This is a genomic window from Arthrobacter sp. CC3, from assembly GCF_039907775.1.
Taxonomy (GTDB): domain Bacteria; phylum Actinomycetota; class Actinomycetes; order Actinomycetales; family Micrococcaceae; genus Arthrobacter.
In genome coordinates, this window is sequence record NZ_JARCCY010000003.1 from 203,162 (window position 1) to 220,663 (window position 17,502).

Consider the following 17,502-nt stretch of genomic DNA (forward strand, 5'->3'; position numbering starts at 1 on the left):
GAAGTTGCCATTTGTGCACATCAGGCAGCCAATCCAACGGGGCCGACGGGCCGATCCGGGGGTCGTCGGGAACACGGCCGTCATGTCCGAAAGCATGTCGCCGGCGACCAGGACGTGGCGGTCCTCGATCAGCAGCGCCGCATGGCCCGGGGCATGGGCGTGGTGCTCGATGATCCGGACCGTGGGGCCGTCCCACGGAATATGCGTAGCCCCGGCAGGCAGGCCGGTGACGAGGCCGAGCAGATCCATCGGGATCTCGTCGGCGTACTCAGGCGGCAGCCCCTCGGCTACACGGGCTTCCCAATCAGCATGCGAGAGCAGGTCTTGGAGGGAGGCCGCGCAACGGGCTGTACCGTAGCGGGGCGCGTCGCCGAAGTCCGGGTGCCAGAGAACGTGGTCCCAATCAGGATGGGTGGAGAAGCCTGCGGCCACGGGCCGGCCCAGCTCGCGGAGGTCGTTCGCGAGGGCCGCCATTTCGTCGCCCGTTATGCCGGGGTCGATGAGCAACACCCCGTCCCGGCCCTGCACGACGATGGAATTGCTCTGGATGAACTCGCTCACATGAACGAGGACGCCCTCAGCGACGTGCTTCAGCATGACATGCCTTCCGCTTGTGGGTTTCGACCGCTGGTTGGGACGGTATTACCTGGCGACAGTCGATTGCAAGCACTTGAGATCGGCTGTGGAGACCCGGGCTGTTGGACCCCATGACGCGGACAGGGCCGGGTGGGAGGATAGGACGCATGGAACTGCACATCACAGGGGACCCCGCGGCGGACAAACTACTCAGCGACGACGCGTTTGCGCTGCTCACCGGCATGCTGCTTGACCAGCAGGTGACCATGGAATCGGCATTTGCCGGTCCCGAAAAGATCCGGACGCGCATCGGCTCCATGGACCCCGCGGCGATCGCCGGGTTCAACCCCCAGGACTTCGTCGAGATGTTCAAGGAACGCCCGGCCGTCCACCGGTTCCCCGGATCCATGGCCGGACGGGTCCAGGCCCTCGCGGAAACGGTGCACCAGGACTGGGCCGGGGACGCCACGGCCATTTGGACCCAGGGCGATCCCGACGGCAAGGAGGTGCTGCGCCGGCTGAAGGCCCTGCCGGGATTCGGCGAGCAGAAGGCAAAGATCTTCCTGGCGCTGCTGGGGAAGCAGTGCGGACTCCAGGCAGAAGGCTGGCGCGAGGCCGCTGGCCACTACGGCCAGCAGGATTCGTACCTGTCCGTGGCCGACATCGTTGATCCGGAGTCGCTGACCAAGGTGCGCGCCAGCAAGCAGGCGGCCAAAGCTGCTGCCAAGGCTGCGAAGTCCGCCGGGGACTGACGGCGACGGCCGGACGGCTGCGGCGCCGAAAGGCTCCAGGCCGGGAAGGCTCCAAGTAGGGAAGCCAGCTACGTGAAAGGCGGGGACCGTGAGTGAGCAGCCTGCAGGTAAGTTCGCCTCCCTCTGGGCGGCCACGAGCGCATCCACGGGATACGCCGCCCTCGATGAAGACCTCCATGGTGCCCTCGAAGTGGATGTGGCCGTGATCGGTGGCGGCATCGCCGGCCTCACCGCTGCGCTGGCCCTGAAGCAGGCGGGCCAGACAGTGGCGGTGCTTGAAGCAGCCCGCGTGGGCACCGGAGTCACCGGGAACACCACCGGCAAGGTCACGTCCCTGCACCGGCTGGCTTACACCGAGCTTGCGGGCCGCCACGGCAACGAGGCGGCCCGCCTCTACGGGCAGGCCAACGAAGCCGCGATTGAGCACGTGGCCGGAACAGTTGGCGCGGAGGGGATCGACTGCGGCTTCCGGCGGGTTTCCAACTACACGTACGCGGAATCGGAGGATTCGCTGGCCCTGGTCCGCGAGGAAGCGGCGCTCGCTGCCAGGCTGGGACTTCCCTCGTCCTTCACTACCGAGGTGCCGCTTCCGTTCACGGTTGGATCGTTCCCGGTCGCAGGGGCGGTCCGCTTTGAGAACCAGGCGCAGATCCACGCACTCCGGTACGTCCAGGGCCTGGCCAGCGCGGTGGACGGGGGCGGAAGTTTCGTCTTCGAGGACTCGCCCGCCACGGGTTTCCGGGACGGCTCGCCGGCCGTCGTCGACACGGAGCGCGGCTCCGTCCGGGCGCAGGAAATCATTGTCGCCACCAATATGCCGTTCGGGGACAACGGATTCTTCGCCGGGCGAACCTACGCGCACCGCTCGTACATCGTTGCCGCCCGCTCTGACGCTGCCCCTTTGGATTCGACGTTTGTCAGCGTTGACGAGCCGATGCGCTCCATCCTGACTACCGACATCGGCGGGATCAGTTATGTTCTGGCCGGTGGTGAAGGGCACCCCGCCTCGGAGCCGGTTGACTCCGCCGAACGGTACGGCAGGCTCGCCGCCTTCGCCCGGGACCGTCTCGGCGCCGAAGAGATCGCCTTCCGCTGGTCCACCCAGGACGCCATGCCCGCCGACGGGCTGCCCTTCGTCGGGCGCCTGTCGCCGGACTTCCGGCATGTCCACGTGATCACCGGGCTGCGCAAATGGGGGCTGACCAACGGAACGGCCGCCGCCCTGATCCTCCGGGATCTGCTCTGCGGCCGCACCAACCCGTGGGCGGCATTGTTTGACAGCACCAGGGCCGTCCCGGCACGGGGTGCCGTGGCGCCGGAGGCGGCTCTTCCGAAGAAGCCTCTTCCGAAGAAGCCTCTTCGGGAGGCGCCGGCCGCACCGCCCACGATCGCCCCGGGTCAAGGAAGGGTCGTGGACGTGGACGGAGCAAAGACCGCCGTCTACGTCAGCCCTGCGGGCGGCATCAGCGCCGTTTCGGCTGTTTGCACGCACCTGGGCTGCACGGTGGAGTTCAATGCGGCCGACGTGACGTGGGACTGCCCGTGCCACGGTTCCCGGTTCAGCACCGACGGCACCGTTATCCAGGGACCGGCCACCCGGAACCTCGAGGCCAACCCGGCCCCGGCGGACCCCGGCTGAGCGCGGCCCGGCGTTAACCGGCCAGCTTGGCCCGAAGCCCGCCGATGATCACGTCCAGGCCGAAGTCGAAGGCGTGCCCGCCCCGTTCCTCCGACGGTCCCGCATTCCCGACTGCCCGCTTAAGTGTGGGGTAACCCTCCGCCGGCGGGTCCCAGACAATCTCCGGGGCCGCGAGGTCCAGGGCCGCGCCCAGGGCAAAACTGTCGATGGTGGAGATGGCCGCCACCACGTCCCGCCCCCGGAACCCCGCCGCCTCGAGGGCCAGCGCCAGGTCTTCGTAAAGCCCGATGACGTCCGGATCAGTGATCGTTTGCAGGACAAGGAGCGGCGCCAGCCGCGGGTGGCGGACGAACGCATCCCGGTAGGCGCGGATCAGGACCCGCAGGGCCGCTTCCCAGTCGCTGTGGTCCACCGGCGGATACGGCTCTTCGGTGATGATCCGGTGGCGCAGGAGCTCCAGGATCTCGTCCCGGCCGCTGACGTGGTTGTAGATGGAGGACTGGCTGACGCCGATCTTCTTCGCCAGCTTAGGGAAGCTGAAGTCGCCGCCCTCATCAACCAGCTCGAGGGCGGCGGTGGTGAGGGCCTCCACGGATATCAGCGGGCGGAGCGGGCGCCCCATGGGTTCTCCTGACTGCAGCTTTTGAACGTCATCCCAGCCTAGTCGGGGCGCCTGCTCAGACGAGGACGTCGATGGTCTCCGTGGCGGTCCGGGGAACCTGGAGGCGAAGTTTCATCGCCTCTAGGACGCGCTGCTCCGCCAAGCCGTAGGCTGCCTCGTGCGGAGTGAGGCCGGCGCGGCGGCTTTCGTCCAGGACTGCGGCGGTGTTCGCCCTCAGTTTGGCTGAGATCATCGTGAAGATGTCTTCGGGGTCCACGACGAAGGGGGAGTAGCGCGCGGCCATGGAGTGGGCAGCGGCCACGATTCCGCCCGCGTTGGCAATGAAATCGGGCACTACAGTGATTCCACGCTGGTGCAGGATCCGCCGCGACGTGGGGGACGTGGGAAGGTTGGCGCCCTCCACGATGAGTTTGGCGTTGGTGCTGGCTGCCACGACGTCGTCGATCGTGTCTTCCCGTGCGGCCGGGATGAGGACGTCGGCGTCCACGTGCAAGGCCGCATCAGCCGGAAGTACGGCACCATAGTGACGCACGCACGCGTCCCCGGTGGCGGCGCGGAGGTCCACGAGCTTCGGGATGTCCAGGCCGTTGGGGTCATGAACCGCCCCTCCGGCGGTAGAGACGGCAACGACGACGGCGCCCAGCTCGCTGAGGCGGGTTGCGGCTGCCTGGCCTACAGCGCCAAAGCCCTGGATCGAAACCCGTGCGCCCTGGAGGCTGATTCCGCGGTTTTGCGCCGCGGCTTCAGCCGCCTCAGCGACACCGTAGCCGGTTACGCCGAGCTGGTCGTAGGGGAGGCCGCCCAAGGCCCGCGGCAGCCCGGTGGAGGCTCCCCGGTCTCCAAGCTCGTCGAGGAAGATGGCCGCGTCTTCCTCGGTCAGGCCCATGTCCAGGCCGAAGACGTATTCCGACGGGACTTCGTTGGACAGGGTCCTGGCGAAGGCACGGAGGATGGCTTCCTTGTTCGGATCGGCGGGATCTCCGAGGATGCCGGCCTTGGCGCCGCCGTGGAACAGGTCCACAGCTGCCCACTTCCAGGTCATGGTCCGGGCGAGGCGGGCAACTTCCTGCACCGTGAGGCTGGGGCTCATGCGGGTCCCGCCTTTGCCGGTTCCCCGTGCAGTGTTGTCGATGACGAGGACGCCGCGCATGCCGGTCTTCCTGTCGGAGACGACCACGATCTTCTCGGGTCCCCACTGGTCAAAGAGTGCAAAGGTGCTGTCAGTCATTTCCGGATGCTCCATTTTCTTGCTGGTTGGTGGTTGGTTTATTTCAGGTAAGTTCAGGCAGGTTCAGACATGTTCAGGCAACACGGACTCCGGGGAGGCGCCCCGCGGCCTCCGCGCTGGCAGCCTTGAGGGCTGCCACGGCCCCCTCCACGGCGGGGTTGGCCGTGCTGGGCGCATGGAGGGCAACCACATGCCGCCGCACGGGAAGGTCGGCGATGGTCGCCGTCGCGATGGTGCCGGGCACGTGCCCCAGCGCGGGGACCAGCGCCACGCCCAAGCCTGAGCTGACAAATCTCCTGATGACGTCGTAGTCATCGCTTCGGTAGTGCACGTTCGGCTCAAACCCTGCCGCTGCACAAGCCCTGCGGAGCGAGCGAGCGCCCGAAGTCCGTTCCCCGGTAGCCACCCACGTTTCTTTTCCCAGATCGGCGAGGACGATTTCCGAATCGGCGAACCGGTGACCGGGTGGCAGGAGCAGGACCAGGTCCTCATGAAGGAGCGGCTCTGCTTTCAGGGCCTTTGGCCAGGTTTGCGGCACGAGGTCGTAGTGGTAGACGATGGCCAGGTCGAGGTCACGGTCCAGCAGCAGTGGAACAAGGGTGTCCGGCTCGCCCTCATCAAGGTCGATGCCTACGTCATGGTGCGTCCGCGCGAACGTTGAGAGGGAGAGCGGAAGTAGCTGCTGGCTGGCAGTGGGAAAACTGCCGAGCCGGACTTGGCCAAAATTCCCTTCGGACATGGCCCTTACCTCCTCTTCGAAGGAGGCAAAGGCAGCCAGGACACTTTGGGCACGTTCGGCCAGAAACCCGGCCGAAGGTGTGGGCCGTATGCCATGGGCGTCCCGTTCGAAGAGGGACATCTTGACGGACCGCTCCAGGCTGGATATTTGCTGGGAGACGGCCGAACTCGTGTAGCCAAGTGATCGGGCGGCCTCAGCAAATGATCCGGTCCGCAGCACGACGATGAAGGTCCGCAAATGCAGGGGGTTCAGCATGGTTGCCTCCTGGCGCCGGAACGGCGCGGCCGTTCAAACTCCCCGGCCGGGGGTGAGGATCCCCAGCGGGTCGAAAGCGGTTTTGACGAGGCGGTGGGCGGCCAGTGTTGCCGGCTCAAGTTGCTTGCTGAGCGATCCCACCTTGAGGGAGCCGATGCCGTGCTCTCCGCTGATGGTGCCACCAAGCAGGATGGCCTGGTCCGTGATCAGGTCAAGGATGCGCTCTGCCTCCGCATAGGCCTCGGGGGATTCGTCCCCGATGACCACGGAGGGGTGCAGGTTGCCATCACCGGCATGGGCGAAAGTGGGAATCTCCACGTTGTTGGCTGATCCGATCTGTTCCAGCGCAAGGAACATCTCGGCCAGCCGCGAGATGGGGACGGCAACGTCGCACGAAGCGCGTAGCCCCCGTGCATCGAGCGCTTTGCCGGACACCCGGCGGGCTTCCAGGAGGATATCGCCGTCTGCCTGCTCGACGTCGGTAGCGCCCGCCCGGGTGCACAGCCGGGCGGCGACGGCGGCGTCCGCTTCCGACGTAGGGGAAATGAACTGGCCAACCAGGATGGCGGCTCCATCAGTGGACAGTCCTGTCGGGTGGAACTGTTCGACGATTCTGACGCTGGCACGGTCCATCAGTTCCATGACGTCAGGAACCACTGAACTGCCCATGATGGCCGTGACGGCCTTGCCGGCTGAAGCCGCGGAAGGAAAAGTTGCCCGGAAGGTCACGGTTTTCCCCGCAGGGCGGGGATGCAGCCGCAGGGTAGCTCCGGTCACGATTCCCAGCGTCCCTTCGGAGCCGACGAAGAGGCTGGTCAGGTCGTAGCCCGCCACGTTCTTCCGTGTCTTTGCGCCGGTGGAGATGACATCTCCGTTGGCCAGGACCACTTCCAGGCCTGCCACGCTGTCCGAGGTGACCCCATACTTCACACACCGCAGGCCTCCCGCATTGGTGGCAATATTGCCGCCGATCGTGGACTGCCGGTAGCTCGCCGGATCAGGAGCGTACATCAGGCCGTACTCCGCGGCAGCGGCATCGAGGTCCGCCGTGACCACACCTGCCTGGACCTGGGCGAGGCGGTTGTCCGGATCGATGCAGGGGATCGCGTCCATGAGGGCAAGGGAAATCACCAGTCCGCCTTCATAAGCCACAGCTCCTCCAGCCAATCCCGTCCCGGCGCCCCGGACGGACACGGGAACCTGATGCCGGGCGGCCCATTGAACCCCCGCAACGACGTCTGCGGTGGAACGGGCGGCCAGTATCGCCGCGGGCAGACCCTCGGGGATGGCGCGTGAGGCATCCGCGCTGTAGCGGGCCAGGTCTGCGGGATCGGTCAGCACCCGGTGTCCGAGCTGGCGGCGGAGTTCCTGGACGGTTGTCACTGGTCTTGTCCTTACTGGGGATGGAATGGCAGGATGCGGTGCACGCGGCAGCGCCCGGGGGCAGCTGCCGCGTGCCTGCTTGGCTAGATGAACGTGACGCCCTGGGCGAGCGGGAGCTGCCCGGAGAAGTTGATGGTGTTGGTGGCCTGCCGCATGTAGGCCTTCCACGAGTCGGAGCCCGATTCGCGGCCGCCGCCGGTTTCCTTTTCACCTCCGAATGCCCCGCCGATTTCCGCGCCGGAGGTGCCGATGTTCACATTGGCGATGCCGCAGTCTGATCCGCTGGCCGAGAGGAACAGCTCGGCTTCGGTCTGGTCCTGGGTGAAGATCGCCGAGGACAGGCCCTGCGGAACGCCATTGTGTACCTCGATGACCTCGTCCAGGTTTTCGTACGTCATGACGTACAGGATCGGGGCGAAGGTTTCGTCATGCACGACGGCGGTCTGGGCGGGCATGCGCACGACGGCCGGTTCCACATAGAAGGCTTCCGGGTGCTCGTCCGCCAGGACGCGGTTGCCGCCCTGCACCACTTCGCCGCCTTCGGCGACGGCCTGGGCCAGGGCATCCTGCTGCGCCTTGAAACTGCCTGCGTTGATGAGGGGTCCCACGAGCGTTCCCTCCTGGGTGGGGCTGCCGATGTTCAGCGTGCGGTACGCCTCCACGATCCGGGGAACGAGGGTGTCGGCGATCGAGGTGTGCACAAAGAGGCGCCGCAGCGAGGTGCAGCGCTGCCCTGCGGTGCCTGCGGCGGCGAACACGATTCCGCGCAGTGCCAGGTCCAGGTCGGCGGAGGGAGCCACGATGGCGCCGTTGTTGCCGCCGAGTTCCAGTAGCGCGCGGCCAAAACGCTTCGCGATCGCGGGCGCGATCTCCTGGCCCATCCGGACTGAGCCGGTTGCGGAAACGAGGGCGATGCGAGGGTCCTCGACCAGCTTCTGTCCGCCGGTGCGGTCAGTCAGCAGCAAGTGGTGGATACCGGCCGGTGCCCCCACGTCCTTGACGGCACGGGCCAGGAGAGTGTCGACGGCAAGGGCGGAGAGTCGGGTGGCGTCCGCCGGCTTCCAGACCAGGGTGTCGCCGGCCACCAGTGCAAGGGCCGCGTTCCAAGCGAAAACAGCCACGGGGAAGTTGAAAGCCGAGATGATTCCGACGACGCCGAGCGGGTGCCATGTTTCGGCGAGGCGGTGTCCGGGGCGCTCGGAAGGCATGGTTTTGCCGTACAGCTGGCGGGACTGGCCAACGGCAAGGTCGGCGATGTCAATCATCTCCTGCACCTCGCCCAGGGCTTCGGAGCGGATCTTACCCACCTCGGCGGTGATCAGCGCTGCGACGTCTTCCTTGTGCTCGGTCAGCAGCTGTCCCCAGCGCTTGACGACGGCGCCGCGGACCGGTGCGGGGACGTTTCGCCAGGTTTTGAACGCCTCGGCGGCGGTGGAAACAGCTGCCTCAATATCATCGTCGTTGTGGACCCTGGTGGTGAGGATGACTTCACCGGTGATGGGAGTCCGGGTTTCGCGCGGACCGGCGAGCAGGGCCGGGTCTACCCCGATGGCCTGCAGGCTCTTGTGGACTTCAGCCGCGATTTCGGACGTCGCCGGCAGGGCGGGAGCAATGGTGGTCATGGTTCCTTCTTTCGGGTTGGATTTACAGGTTCGACTGGATGTCGGTGATGGTGATACCGAGGATGCGTTGCGCCTCCGCCAGGGATGCGTACCGCTGCGCGGAGTACAGTTCGTTGGGATCGAAAATCCTGCGGCCCAGGACGTCGGACAGCCGGTCGATGTCGTACGGGGTGCCGATCTGGCCGTCGTCGCGGGAGCCGTCGTCAGTGAGGTTTGACTGGAAGATCCCGGCTGCGGAACGCGGCAGGAAATCCTCGTAGACGATGGGCTCGGGAACCAGGACTCCGGTCTCGACGAGTTTCCGCAGGGACGCGGATCCGGTCCGGGGAGCCGAGGCAGAATCGGCCACGCGGTAGGTGAAGTACGCGAAGCCCTGGAGCGCCAATTCCTGTTCAGTGCGTGGCAGGTTCTTCCGCCAGACCTGCTCGGCAACCTCGGCGCGCGGCGTACCGGACGGACTCGCGGCCAGCCAGGAATCCACCTCGGCCATCATGCGGTCGTAGAGGTTCCGGCCGGTTTCAGTGAGGGCGATTCCGCGCTGTTCCACTTCCCCGAAGCGGACCCGAAGTGACCCGGGGCGGACCTCGCCGTCGGCGTAACGGAAGGACCTCTCTTCAGCGAGGGCGCGGAAGGACGTCTGCCGGAGCAGGATGTCCGGCCCCTCCCAGTTGGGCGGCCCCTGGATTTCGTCGATCATCGTGATGCCGCGGGCCTCCATCCGGGCGTACAGGTCATCGATGTCCAGGACGCGTGGAGTGAGGTGGTTGATGTGTGTCGAGGGAACGCCGCCGATGTCGGCCGCCACCGCTGAGATGCCCTCCAGCTTGAAGTACCAGTCGTGGTCAACGGGTGCAGTGGACAGCTTGAATGCTGATGTGGCCAGCTCCAGGAGCCGTTCGGCGTCGTGCTGGTCGAGTTCGCCTTCCCGGGCGGTCCGGTCGGCGAGCTCGAGCAGTTCGTCGGGGAACAGGGTCCGCGCGCGGATGAAGGTTTCGAGCTGCTGCTGCGTTTCCTCGTCGAAGAAGCGCCGGTCATCATGGGCCAGCATGGAGGTGAAGACGCGGAACGGGTTCCTTGCCAGTTCCTCGGGGTCCACGGGGCGGAAGGCTGTGGAGACCACGGGTACCGAGCTCTTGGAAGCGTCCCGGAGGTCATAGAAGCCCACGGGGTGCATGCCGAAGGCGGCAAATATCCGCGCCACCTGGGCAAGCTCGCGGTGTGAGCCGACGCGGATGGCGCCATGGCGCTCGGCGGTGACGCGCTGGACGCTGCCCAGGCGTTCTGCGTCCTGCCCGTTCTTGCGAATGAAGTCCTCGTTCACCTCCCGTGAGACGTCCACCAGCGTGTTGTAGGCAGGGACTTCGTTGCCGTACAGGGTGGCAAGGCGCAGGGCGAATTCCGCCCTCAGTTCCCACAGCTGCAGCTTCGTTGTTGTTGGCATGGGTCTTCCTTTCAATCCTTGGATGTTGGCGCGGGGGATCATGGTGCGGGGTTCCTGATTCCGCGGTTCAGATGATGTGGACTTCCTTCACCCGGGAAAGCTCGCCGGCGAAGCGGGCGGCGCTGAACTGTTCAGGATCCATAAAGGACTCGCGGCCCAGGTAGATGTCCCTGACGAGCTCGCCGACTGCGGGGCCCTGCAGGAACCCGTGACCCGAAAAACCCGTGGCGTACAGGAAGCCCTCTACGGTGCCCGAGGAACCGATCATGGCGTTGTGGTCCGGTGTGTTCTCGTACAGTCCGGCCCAGCCGACCTCGAGTTCCTGCCACGCAAGGGAGGGTGCCACGATTTCTGCGGCACGATTGAAGGCGGGCAGCCACTGGTAGTCGAACTCACGGCAAAAGCCCGGTTCCTGGTCCTGGTTGGAGATGCCCAGAAGCATCCCGTTGAGGTAGTTGTGAAAGTACATTGTGGTGGACAGGTCCAGAGTGAACGGAACGGTGGGGAATGGCACGAGGCGTTGGGTGGTCATCCCGATCTGGCGCCTGACCGGCTGGATCGGAAGATGGACGCCGGCCATTGCGCCTAGCCTTGTGGACCAGGCGCCGGCAGCGCAGATGACTGTGCTGGTCCGGACTGGACCGCGGTTGGTATTGACCGCCCGCACCGAACCGCCACCGGCGTCGATGTCCAGGACCTCGGTGTCCTCGCAGATGGTTACGCCCAACTCCATCGCCGCCTGGGCATAGGCGCGGACCACCTTGGAGGGCTCGGCAAAGCCGTCACGCGGGGAATACGAGGCGCCCAGGAGGGCCTTCGGATCCAGGAAGGGATTGATGCGATGGGCTTCCTCGGGGGAAACCATCCGGCTGCACCCGCCCAGCGAGTTCTGGATATGGGTGCTTGCCTCCACCTCGAACAGCTCGGCGTCGGTGCGGCACAGGAAAAGATAGCCCACCTGCCGGAGGCCGATGTCGGCGCGGAAGTCCTCGCCGAAACGTTCATAGGCCTCCAAACTGCGCTGCCCCAGCCTGATGTTACCCGGGTCGGAGAACGTGGCACGGACTCCTCCAAGCGGCTTGGCCGAGGACCCGGAACCGAGCGAATTGCGTTCGATGAGGACAATGTTCCCGACGCCCGCCTCCGCCAAATGAAAGGCGATGCTTGCCCCCATAATCCCGCCGCCGAGAATCACGACATCTGCCTCCGCGGGAAGCGGGGCAGTTGGTGACTTGGTCAGCGGGACGACATTGTCCACGTGCTTGATCTGCATGTTTTCCTCCAAAAGCCTGTCTTGGAAACAAGCTTGGAGCCACCGGACGTTTAGGTTTATCGATACATTTTCATAATTCCATATAGATTTGCTATATGAAGTGGACGTTCGAACAACTCAAGACCTTCAAGGTGGTCGCCGAACTGGGGACCATGACGTCGGCGGCGGAAGCCTTGGGATTCACTCCGGGCGCAGTGTCCCAGCAGATGGCGGCGCTGCAGGGCAGCGTTCCGCGGCCGCTGTTTGCCCGTGACGGACGAAGGGTGGCGCTGACGGATGCGGGCAAGACCCTGCTTGGCCATGCCGCCGTGCTCCTGGAGGACGAACGCAGGGCTGCGGCGGCCTTGAGCGGTCCGCAGTCCGAGCAGCGGGCGGTTGTTGCAGTGGGCGTTTTCGGCTCGGCCGCCGTGTCGGCGATGCAGCCGGCCATCGCCCACTTGCGGGAATCATCGCCGAATGTGGCCATCCAGGCTGTGGAGGTCGACGTCGAAACCATGCCCCAGGCCGTCCTGGAGTCCCGCATCGACATCGCTTTGGGGCTGAATTACGCTGACGCCCCGCAGCCTCCCCTGCGAGGCGTCGAGTCCCAGGCCCTGCACCGGGAGCCGTTCCTCATGGTCCTGCCCCCCGCGGCGCGCGAACTCCTCGCAGACCCGCCGGCGCTCGCGGACTACGCAAACAGCAGCGACTGGATCCTTCCCCCCGTTGACACCTACTTTGGCCGGGCCTGCCGGTTTGCCTGCGCGCGGTCCGGCATCGAGCCGAACGTCCAGCACCTCGTGACGGATACGGCCGTCTCCATTGCGCTCGCCGAATCCGGAATAGGCATCACCCTGGCCACGCCGCTCATGATGGGGCTGAGGCCAACGGACGCTCCGACCGCGGTGATGCCCGGTGAGTCGAGCAGGAGCATCGTGGCAATTGTGCGTTCCTCGGCCCTCGAGCGGGACAGTGTCCGGGCGGTCCGGGACGCCCTGGTGTACGCCTTCAGTTCAAGCGCGGCGGCTGGCTAACGTTCGGTTCCGGAGGTGGCGGTTGCGGTCGGGGAGCGCAAGAGTCCCTTGTGGCAGGCCTACTTTCGCGTGCCCTGGAGTGCTTCCGGTCACAGTCCCGGTCCTCCATAGTCGTTGGAGAAGAACCGGGGGAAGCAGCCGGACATCGGCCGGACACAACGACGGAGAGATGGAAATCCATGAATCCTGCACGTCAATTGCACAGGAACCTCAAACCACGGCAGCTCACCATGATCGCGATCGGCGGAGTCATCGGGGCCGGCCTTTTCGTGGGCTCGGGAGTCGTGATCAACGACGCCGGCCCTGGAGCCTTCCTCAGCTATGGAATCACGGGCGTGCTCATGATTCTGGTGATGCGGATGCTCGGTGAAATGGCCACGTCCAACCCCTCGACGGGTTCGTTCGCCGACTATGCACGCCGGGCCCTGGGCGGCTGGGCGGGATTCTCGGTCGGCTGGCTGTACTGGTATTTCTGGGTGATCGTGGTGGGCTTTGAGGCCGTTGCCGGGGCCAAGGTGCTCTCCTACTGGATTGATGCTCCCCTGTGGGTCCTCTCGCTGGGCCTGATGGTGTTGATGACCTGCACCAACCTGTTCTCCGTCGCGTCCTTTGGGGAATTCGAGTTCTGGTTTGCCGGCATCAAGGTGGCCGCGATCATCGTCTTTCTGGTCCTCGGGGGCGCCTTCGTGCTCGGCTTCTGGCCGGAGCGGACCTTGGACTTCAGCAACCTCGTGGCCCACGAGGGCTTCCTGCCGCACGGACCGGAGGCAATCTTCTCGGCCATCGTCGTGGTGGTCTTCTCCATGGTCGGCGCTGAAGTCGCAACCATCGCCGCGGCAGAAACAGAAGATCCGGTCCGCTCGGTCACCAAAGCCATGAAGTCAGTGGTTGTCCGGATTTCGATCTTCTATGTAGGTTCGCTTTTCCTTCTGGCCGTCATCGTCCCCTGGAACTCCACCGAACTCGGAGCGTCCCCGTTCGTCACGGCCTTCACCGTGATGGGGATTCCCTTTGCGGACACCGTCATGAATGCCGTGGTGCTCACCGCCGTGCTTTCCTGCCTGAACTCGGGCCTGTACACCTCATCAAGGATGCTCTTTGTCCTGGCGGCCCGGCGTGAAGCGCCGGCCGCGCTCACCCGGGTCAGCAGGCGTGGCGTGCCGATGGTTGCAATCCTTGCTTCTTCGGTGGTCGGATTTCTCTGCGTGATCGCCGCCGCGATTTCGCCCGACGGAGTATTCCTCTTCCTGCTGAATTCATCCGGCGCCATCATCCTCTTCGTTTACCTGCTGATTGCTCTTTCGCAGATTGTCCTGCGGAAGCGCGCCAAGGAGGAGGAGTTGACGGTGAAGATGTGGCTCTTTCCCGGACTGTCCATCCTTACGGCGGCCGCGATCGCGGCCGTCCTGGTGCAGATGGCCGTGACGCCCGGTACGCAGGTGTCGCTGGCGCTGAGCTGCCTGTCCTGGGCTGTTGTGCTGGGGCTCTACTTCGCGGTTCGGAAGCGCGGCGGATCGGTGGACGTGCCGGAGCCGGTCGTTGCGGGCGCGCCCACCCGGGACCTGGTCATGGCGGAAAGTGCCGCACCGGGGGAGGCGCGGGCCAAAGCTTAGCCGCTCTTCATGGTGGGGCTGCGGGTACCGGTGGGCTTATGCCGCCAGTGCCCGCAGCTCTTGTGCGTCCTGCCTGTTCCGGTCGCCCCGTTCCGGTCGCCCGGTCGGGTCGCTCGGCACGGCTCGCGGGTCCGTTTTGGGAAAAGTATTGTGCTCTGCGCCACACGCATTCATAATAAACGAAAGCCTTTCGTTTAACAGGGCTCCCCAGAAAGGACGGACCAGTGCCGGATACCCAAACCAGACCACCGACGTCGTCCGCGGACGGCGCCCTCAAGCGCAATGCCCTCGGCACAGGCGGCATTGCCTTCCTCGTCATCTCGGCAGCAGCGCCGCTCACCGTGATGGCCGGTGTGGCCCCCGTAGCTATTGGGGTCGGCGGCATCGGCGCCCCGGCCGGCTACCTCCTGGCAGGCATCGTGCTCACCCTCTTCGCCATCGGGTTTATGGCCATGACCCGCCACGTCAAGGCGTCCGGCGGCTTCTACACGTACATTTCGCTGGCCATGGGCAAGACCGTGGGGCTGGCGTCCGCCATCCTGGCGATCGTCTCCTACAACTGCCTGCAGATCGGCGTCTACGGCCTCTTCGCGGTCCAGACCCACGACATGTTCAAGGTACTGTTCGGGCTCGACGTGCCGTGGCCGGCCATCGCGCTCGCCGCCGTCGCCGCCGTGTGGTTCCTCGGCTACCGGGGGATCGACGTCGGCGCGAAGGTGCTCGGCGTGCTTCTGGTCGCCGAGACCGGCATCCTGGCCGTGATGGGAGTGGGCATCCTCGGCAGCGGCGGCGCACACGGAATCAGCGTGGGTTCCTTCAGCCCGGAGAACGCGTTCGGCCCGGGCGTGCTGGCGATCCTTGGCATCTGTTTCGCCGCCTTCATGGGCTTCGAGTCCACCGTGCTGTACCGGTCCGAGGCGCGCAACCCGGACAAATCCGTGCCACGGGCCATGTACATCGCGGTCGGCTTTATGTCCGTTTTCTACGCCTTCATCGTCTGGACCGTGGTCCAGGCCTACGGCGAGGGCGCCGTGGTCGAGGCCGCCGGCGAAATGGCCGGCGGGATGTTCTTCCAGACCATCAACCACTACGTTGGCCCGTGGGCAGAAGTGGTGATGTATCTCCTGATCGTCACCAGCGTCTACGCCTCGCAGCTGGCCTTCCATAACGCGATCAACCGCTACGTCTACATGCTGGCCCGCGACGGAGTGCTGCCTGCCTTCCTCGGCAGGACGCACCACAGGTTCCAGTCCCCGCACCGGGCCGGCCAGCTGCAGACTGTCCTGGCCGCCGTGGTGATCGCCATCTGCTCCCTGCTCAACGCCGACCCCTACCAGCAGCTGCTGATCTGGGTGAACACCCCCGGGATCTTCGGCATCGTGGGGCTCCAGGGCCTGGTTTCGGTGGCGGCCTTCCTGTACCTGCGCCGGAACCCCGACGCCGCGACGCACAAACTCATGGTGCCGCTCAGCCTGGCCTCGGCCATCCTGCTCTTCGGCGTGGTGCTGCTGATAGGCATCAACATCGAGCTGCTCACCTTCGCCGATGCACTGACCAACACCATCCTCATCCTGGTGACACCCGTCGTCTTTCTCGCCGGGCTTGCGGCTGCCCGCTGGGTCCGCCGCCGCCGTCCCGAAACCTTCGCGCAGATTGGAAGCTTCGAAACCCATGAATCCTGATGTGATCATCCTGGCCGACACCATCCACACCATGGAGGGCAGTTCCTCCGGAGGTCCCGCCCCGCAGGCGGTGGCCGTCGAGGGCGGCGTGATTGCCGCCGTCGGAAGCCGTGACGTTGCCGAGAACTGGCCGGCCGCGGAGGTCATCGACTTCGGTGCCGCCGTGCTGACTCCCGGCCTGGTGGACTGCCACATGCACCCTGTCTTCGGCCTCGAACTGACGCGCGGCATCGACCTGTCCGGCGCCACCGACCTTGCTGGCGTGCGCGCACTGCTGCGTGCCCAAGCGGAAGCAACCCCCGCAGGGGACTGGGTGCGGGGCTGGGGTCTTGACCCCAATGTGTTCGGATCTGCCACTGCCCACCGCGAACTGATTGACGACGTCGTCTCCGGGCTCCCGTGCCTCATCCGCCTCTTCGACGGGCATTCCGCGCTGGCCAGTTCCCGGGCACTCGAACTGGCCGGAGTCACCGGCCCGCGGGCTTTCGACCAGGCCTCGGAAGTGGTGTGTGACCGCAGCGGCAGGCCCACCGGGCTCCTGCTGGAGGCCGCCGCCGTCGAGCTTGTTGCGCAGGTGATGCCGGCGGAGTCCTTCGGCGAACGGAAGGCGAGGCTGGCGGAACTCTTCACACAGTTCGCGCGGTCCGGGCTGACCGGGGCGCACGTGATGGACTGCGGGGAGGGCTCGCTGGAGCTTTACCGTGCTCTGGAACAAGAGGCCCTCGAAGAAGAGGACCCCGGGCATGATCGGGCCGGCGGGCTCCCGCTGCGCCTGCGGATCTCGCCGTGGTGCATGCCCGGCAGCGTCGAGCAGGACTGGCAGTGGCTTGCGGAACAGATCGGAGTGGGCGGAAAGCGCTGGGAGGTAGCCGGCATCAAGCTGTTCGTTGACGGCACCGTGGACAACGGCACGGCGTGGCTCTTCGAGCCGGACGCCTACGGGGAGTCCGTGGCCCCGTTCTGGCCCCGCCCGGAGGAGTATGCGGCCGCGGTGCGCTTCTTCGCTGGCCGCGGGATTCCCACCGCTACCCACGCGATCGGCGACGCCGGAGTGGCCGCGGTCCTGGATGCGTTCGAGTCCCTGCCTCCCGCGGTGCGGCCGGTTGCGACGGAGGCCGCGCACCGGATCGAACACCTCGAAACCGTCCCGGACGCCCTCATTGAGCGGTTCTCCCGCGCCGGCCTGGTGGCGAGCATGCAGCCGACGCACTGCACCCACTACTCCCGCGCCGACCACACGGACAACTGGTCCACGCGCCTGGGGGAGGAGCGCGCGAACAACGCCTGGCGGTGCGCGGACCTCCGCGCGGCGGGAACCACCCTGGGGCTCGGCTCCGACTGGCCGATCGCCCCCTTCGAGCCGCTGCCGATTTTGGCGGACGCGCAATTACGACGGCGGTCCGGCCATTCGGGCGAACAACCGGTGGTTCCGGGCCAGGCCCTCACTGCCTTGCAGGCGCTCGAAGGCTACACCTCGCACGCTGCCAAAGCGGCAGGGGAGTGGGCTGTCTCCGGGTCTGTCACGGTGGGCAAGCGCGCGGATTTCACCGTGTTCGACGTCGATCCGCTGTCGGTTGCCCCGGATGACCTGGCCGCCGCCCGGGTTCTGGCGACGTTCGTGGACGGTCGGGCCCAGCACCTCGCCGTGGGCGCCGTCCGGTAAC

General features: G+C 66.1%; 13 protein-coding genes and 1 pseudogene. 6 read left to right on the plus strand and 8 right to left on the minus strand.

The genetic code is table 11. The features are described from left to right. Window positions 1-150 precede the first annotated feature (150 nt). A pseudogene (locus PV761_RS02770) lies at window positions 151-597 on the minus strand (MBL fold metallo-hydrolase); the annotation flags it as partial. A gap of 146 nt (window positions 598-743) precedes the next feature. Between PV761_RS02770 and PV761_RS02775 the strand changes: the two are divergent. Both PV761_RS02775 and PV761_RS02780 read left to right on the plus strand, forming a co-directional pair. Beyond that, window positions 744-1,328, plus strand: coding sequence for an HhH-GPD-type base excision DNA repair protein (locus PV761_RS02775; RefSeq protein ID WP_347894139.1), 585 nt, complete (start codon window positions 744-746; stop codon window positions 1,326-1,328). Window positions 1,329-1,416: 88 nt separating this feature from the next. Continuing rightward, window positions 1,417-2,967, plus strand: a complete 1,551-nt coding sequence (locus tag PV761_RS02780) for an FAD-dependent oxidoreductase (protein ID WP_347894141.1) — start codon at window positions 1,417-1,419, stop codon at window positions 2,965-2,967. A 13-nt stretch (window positions 2,968-2,980) separates the two neighbouring features. Here PV761_RS02780 and PV761_RS02785 read toward each other — a convergent pair whose 3' ends face one another. From PV761_RS02785 to PV761_RS02815, 7 genes are all read right to left on the minus strand, one after another. Continuing rightward, entirely contained in the window at window positions 2,981-3,589 is a 609-nt protein-coding gene (locus PV761_RS02785; protein ID WP_347894143.1) for a TetR/AcrR family transcriptional regulator C-terminal domain-containing protein, read from the minus strand. 55 nt (window positions 3,590-3,644) lie between these two features. Continuing rightward, window positions 3,645-4,817, minus strand: coding sequence for a Glu/Leu/Phe/Val dehydrogenase (locus PV761_RS02790; protein ID WP_347894145.1), 1,173 nt, complete (start codon window positions 4,815-4,817; stop codon window positions 3,645-3,647). A 73-nt stretch (window positions 4,818-4,890) separates the two neighbouring features. Then, on the minus strand, window positions 4,891-5,811 hold the full coding sequence (locus PV761_RS02795) for a LysR family transcriptional regulator (RefSeq protein ID WP_347894147.1): 921 nt from the start codon (window positions 5,809-5,811) through the stop codon (window positions 4,891-4,893). Window positions 5,812-5,844: 33 nt separating this feature from the next. Further along, entirely contained in the window at window positions 5,845-7,194 is a 1,350-nt protein-coding gene (locus PV761_RS02800; protein WP_347894149.1) for an FAD-linked oxidase C-terminal domain-containing protein, read from the minus strand. An 83-nt stretch (window positions 7,195-7,277) separates the two neighbouring features. Then, on the minus strand, window positions 7,278-8,816 hold the full coding sequence (locus PV761_RS02805) for an aldehyde dehydrogenase family protein (RefSeq protein WP_347894151.1): 1,539 nt from the start codon (window positions 8,814-8,816) through the stop codon (window positions 7,278-7,280). A 22-nt stretch (window positions 8,817-8,838) separates the two neighbouring features. Beyond that, a complete protein-coding gene (locus PV761_RS02810; protein WP_347894153.1) occupies window positions 8,839-10,257 on the minus strand; it encodes a VOC family protein in 1,419 nt (472 codons plus the stop codon). 67 nt (window positions 10,258-10,324) lie between these two features. After that, window positions 10,325-11,530, minus strand: a complete 1,206-nt coding sequence (locus PV761_RS02815) for an FAD-binding oxidoreductase (RefSeq protein ID WP_347894155.1) — start codon at window positions 11,528-11,530, stop codon at window positions 10,325-10,327. A gap of 95 nt (window positions 11,531-11,625) precedes the next feature. Here PV761_RS02815 and PV761_RS02820 point away from each other — a divergent pair, with 95 nt between their 5' ends. The 4 genes from PV761_RS02820 (at window position 11,626) to PV761_RS02835 (ending at window position 17,501) form a co-directional block, all read left to right on the plus strand. Then, window positions 11,626-12,543 carry a LysR family transcriptional regulator gene (locus tag PV761_RS02820; RefSeq protein WP_347894157.1) on the plus strand — a complete coding sequence of 306 codons (918 nt, stop codon included), beginning with the start codon at window positions 11,626-11,628 and terminating at the stop codon, window positions 12,541-12,543. Window positions 12,544-12,722: 179 nt separating this feature from the next. Continuing rightward, window positions 12,723-14,156 (plus strand): amino acid permease, encoded by a 1,434-nt coding sequence (locus PV761_RS02825; protein WP_347894159.1) that lies wholly within the window; start codon window positions 12,723-12,725, stop codon window positions 14,154-14,156. A 224-nt stretch (window positions 14,157-14,380) separates the two neighbouring features. Beyond that, window positions 14,381-15,838 (plus strand): APC family permease, encoded by a 1,458-nt coding sequence (locus PV761_RS02830; protein WP_347894161.1) that lies wholly within the window; start codon window positions 14,381-14,383, stop codon window positions 15,836-15,838. Further along, window positions 15,828-17,501 carry an amidohydrolase gene (locus PV761_RS02835; protein WP_347894163.1) on the plus strand — a complete coding sequence of 558 codons (1,674 nt, stop codon included), beginning with the start codon at window positions 15,828-15,830 and terminating at the stop codon, window positions 17,499-17,501. Before PV761_RS02830 ends, PV761_RS02835 begins: the two co-directional genes overlap by 11 nt. Window position 17,502: the final 1 nt, after the last annotated feature.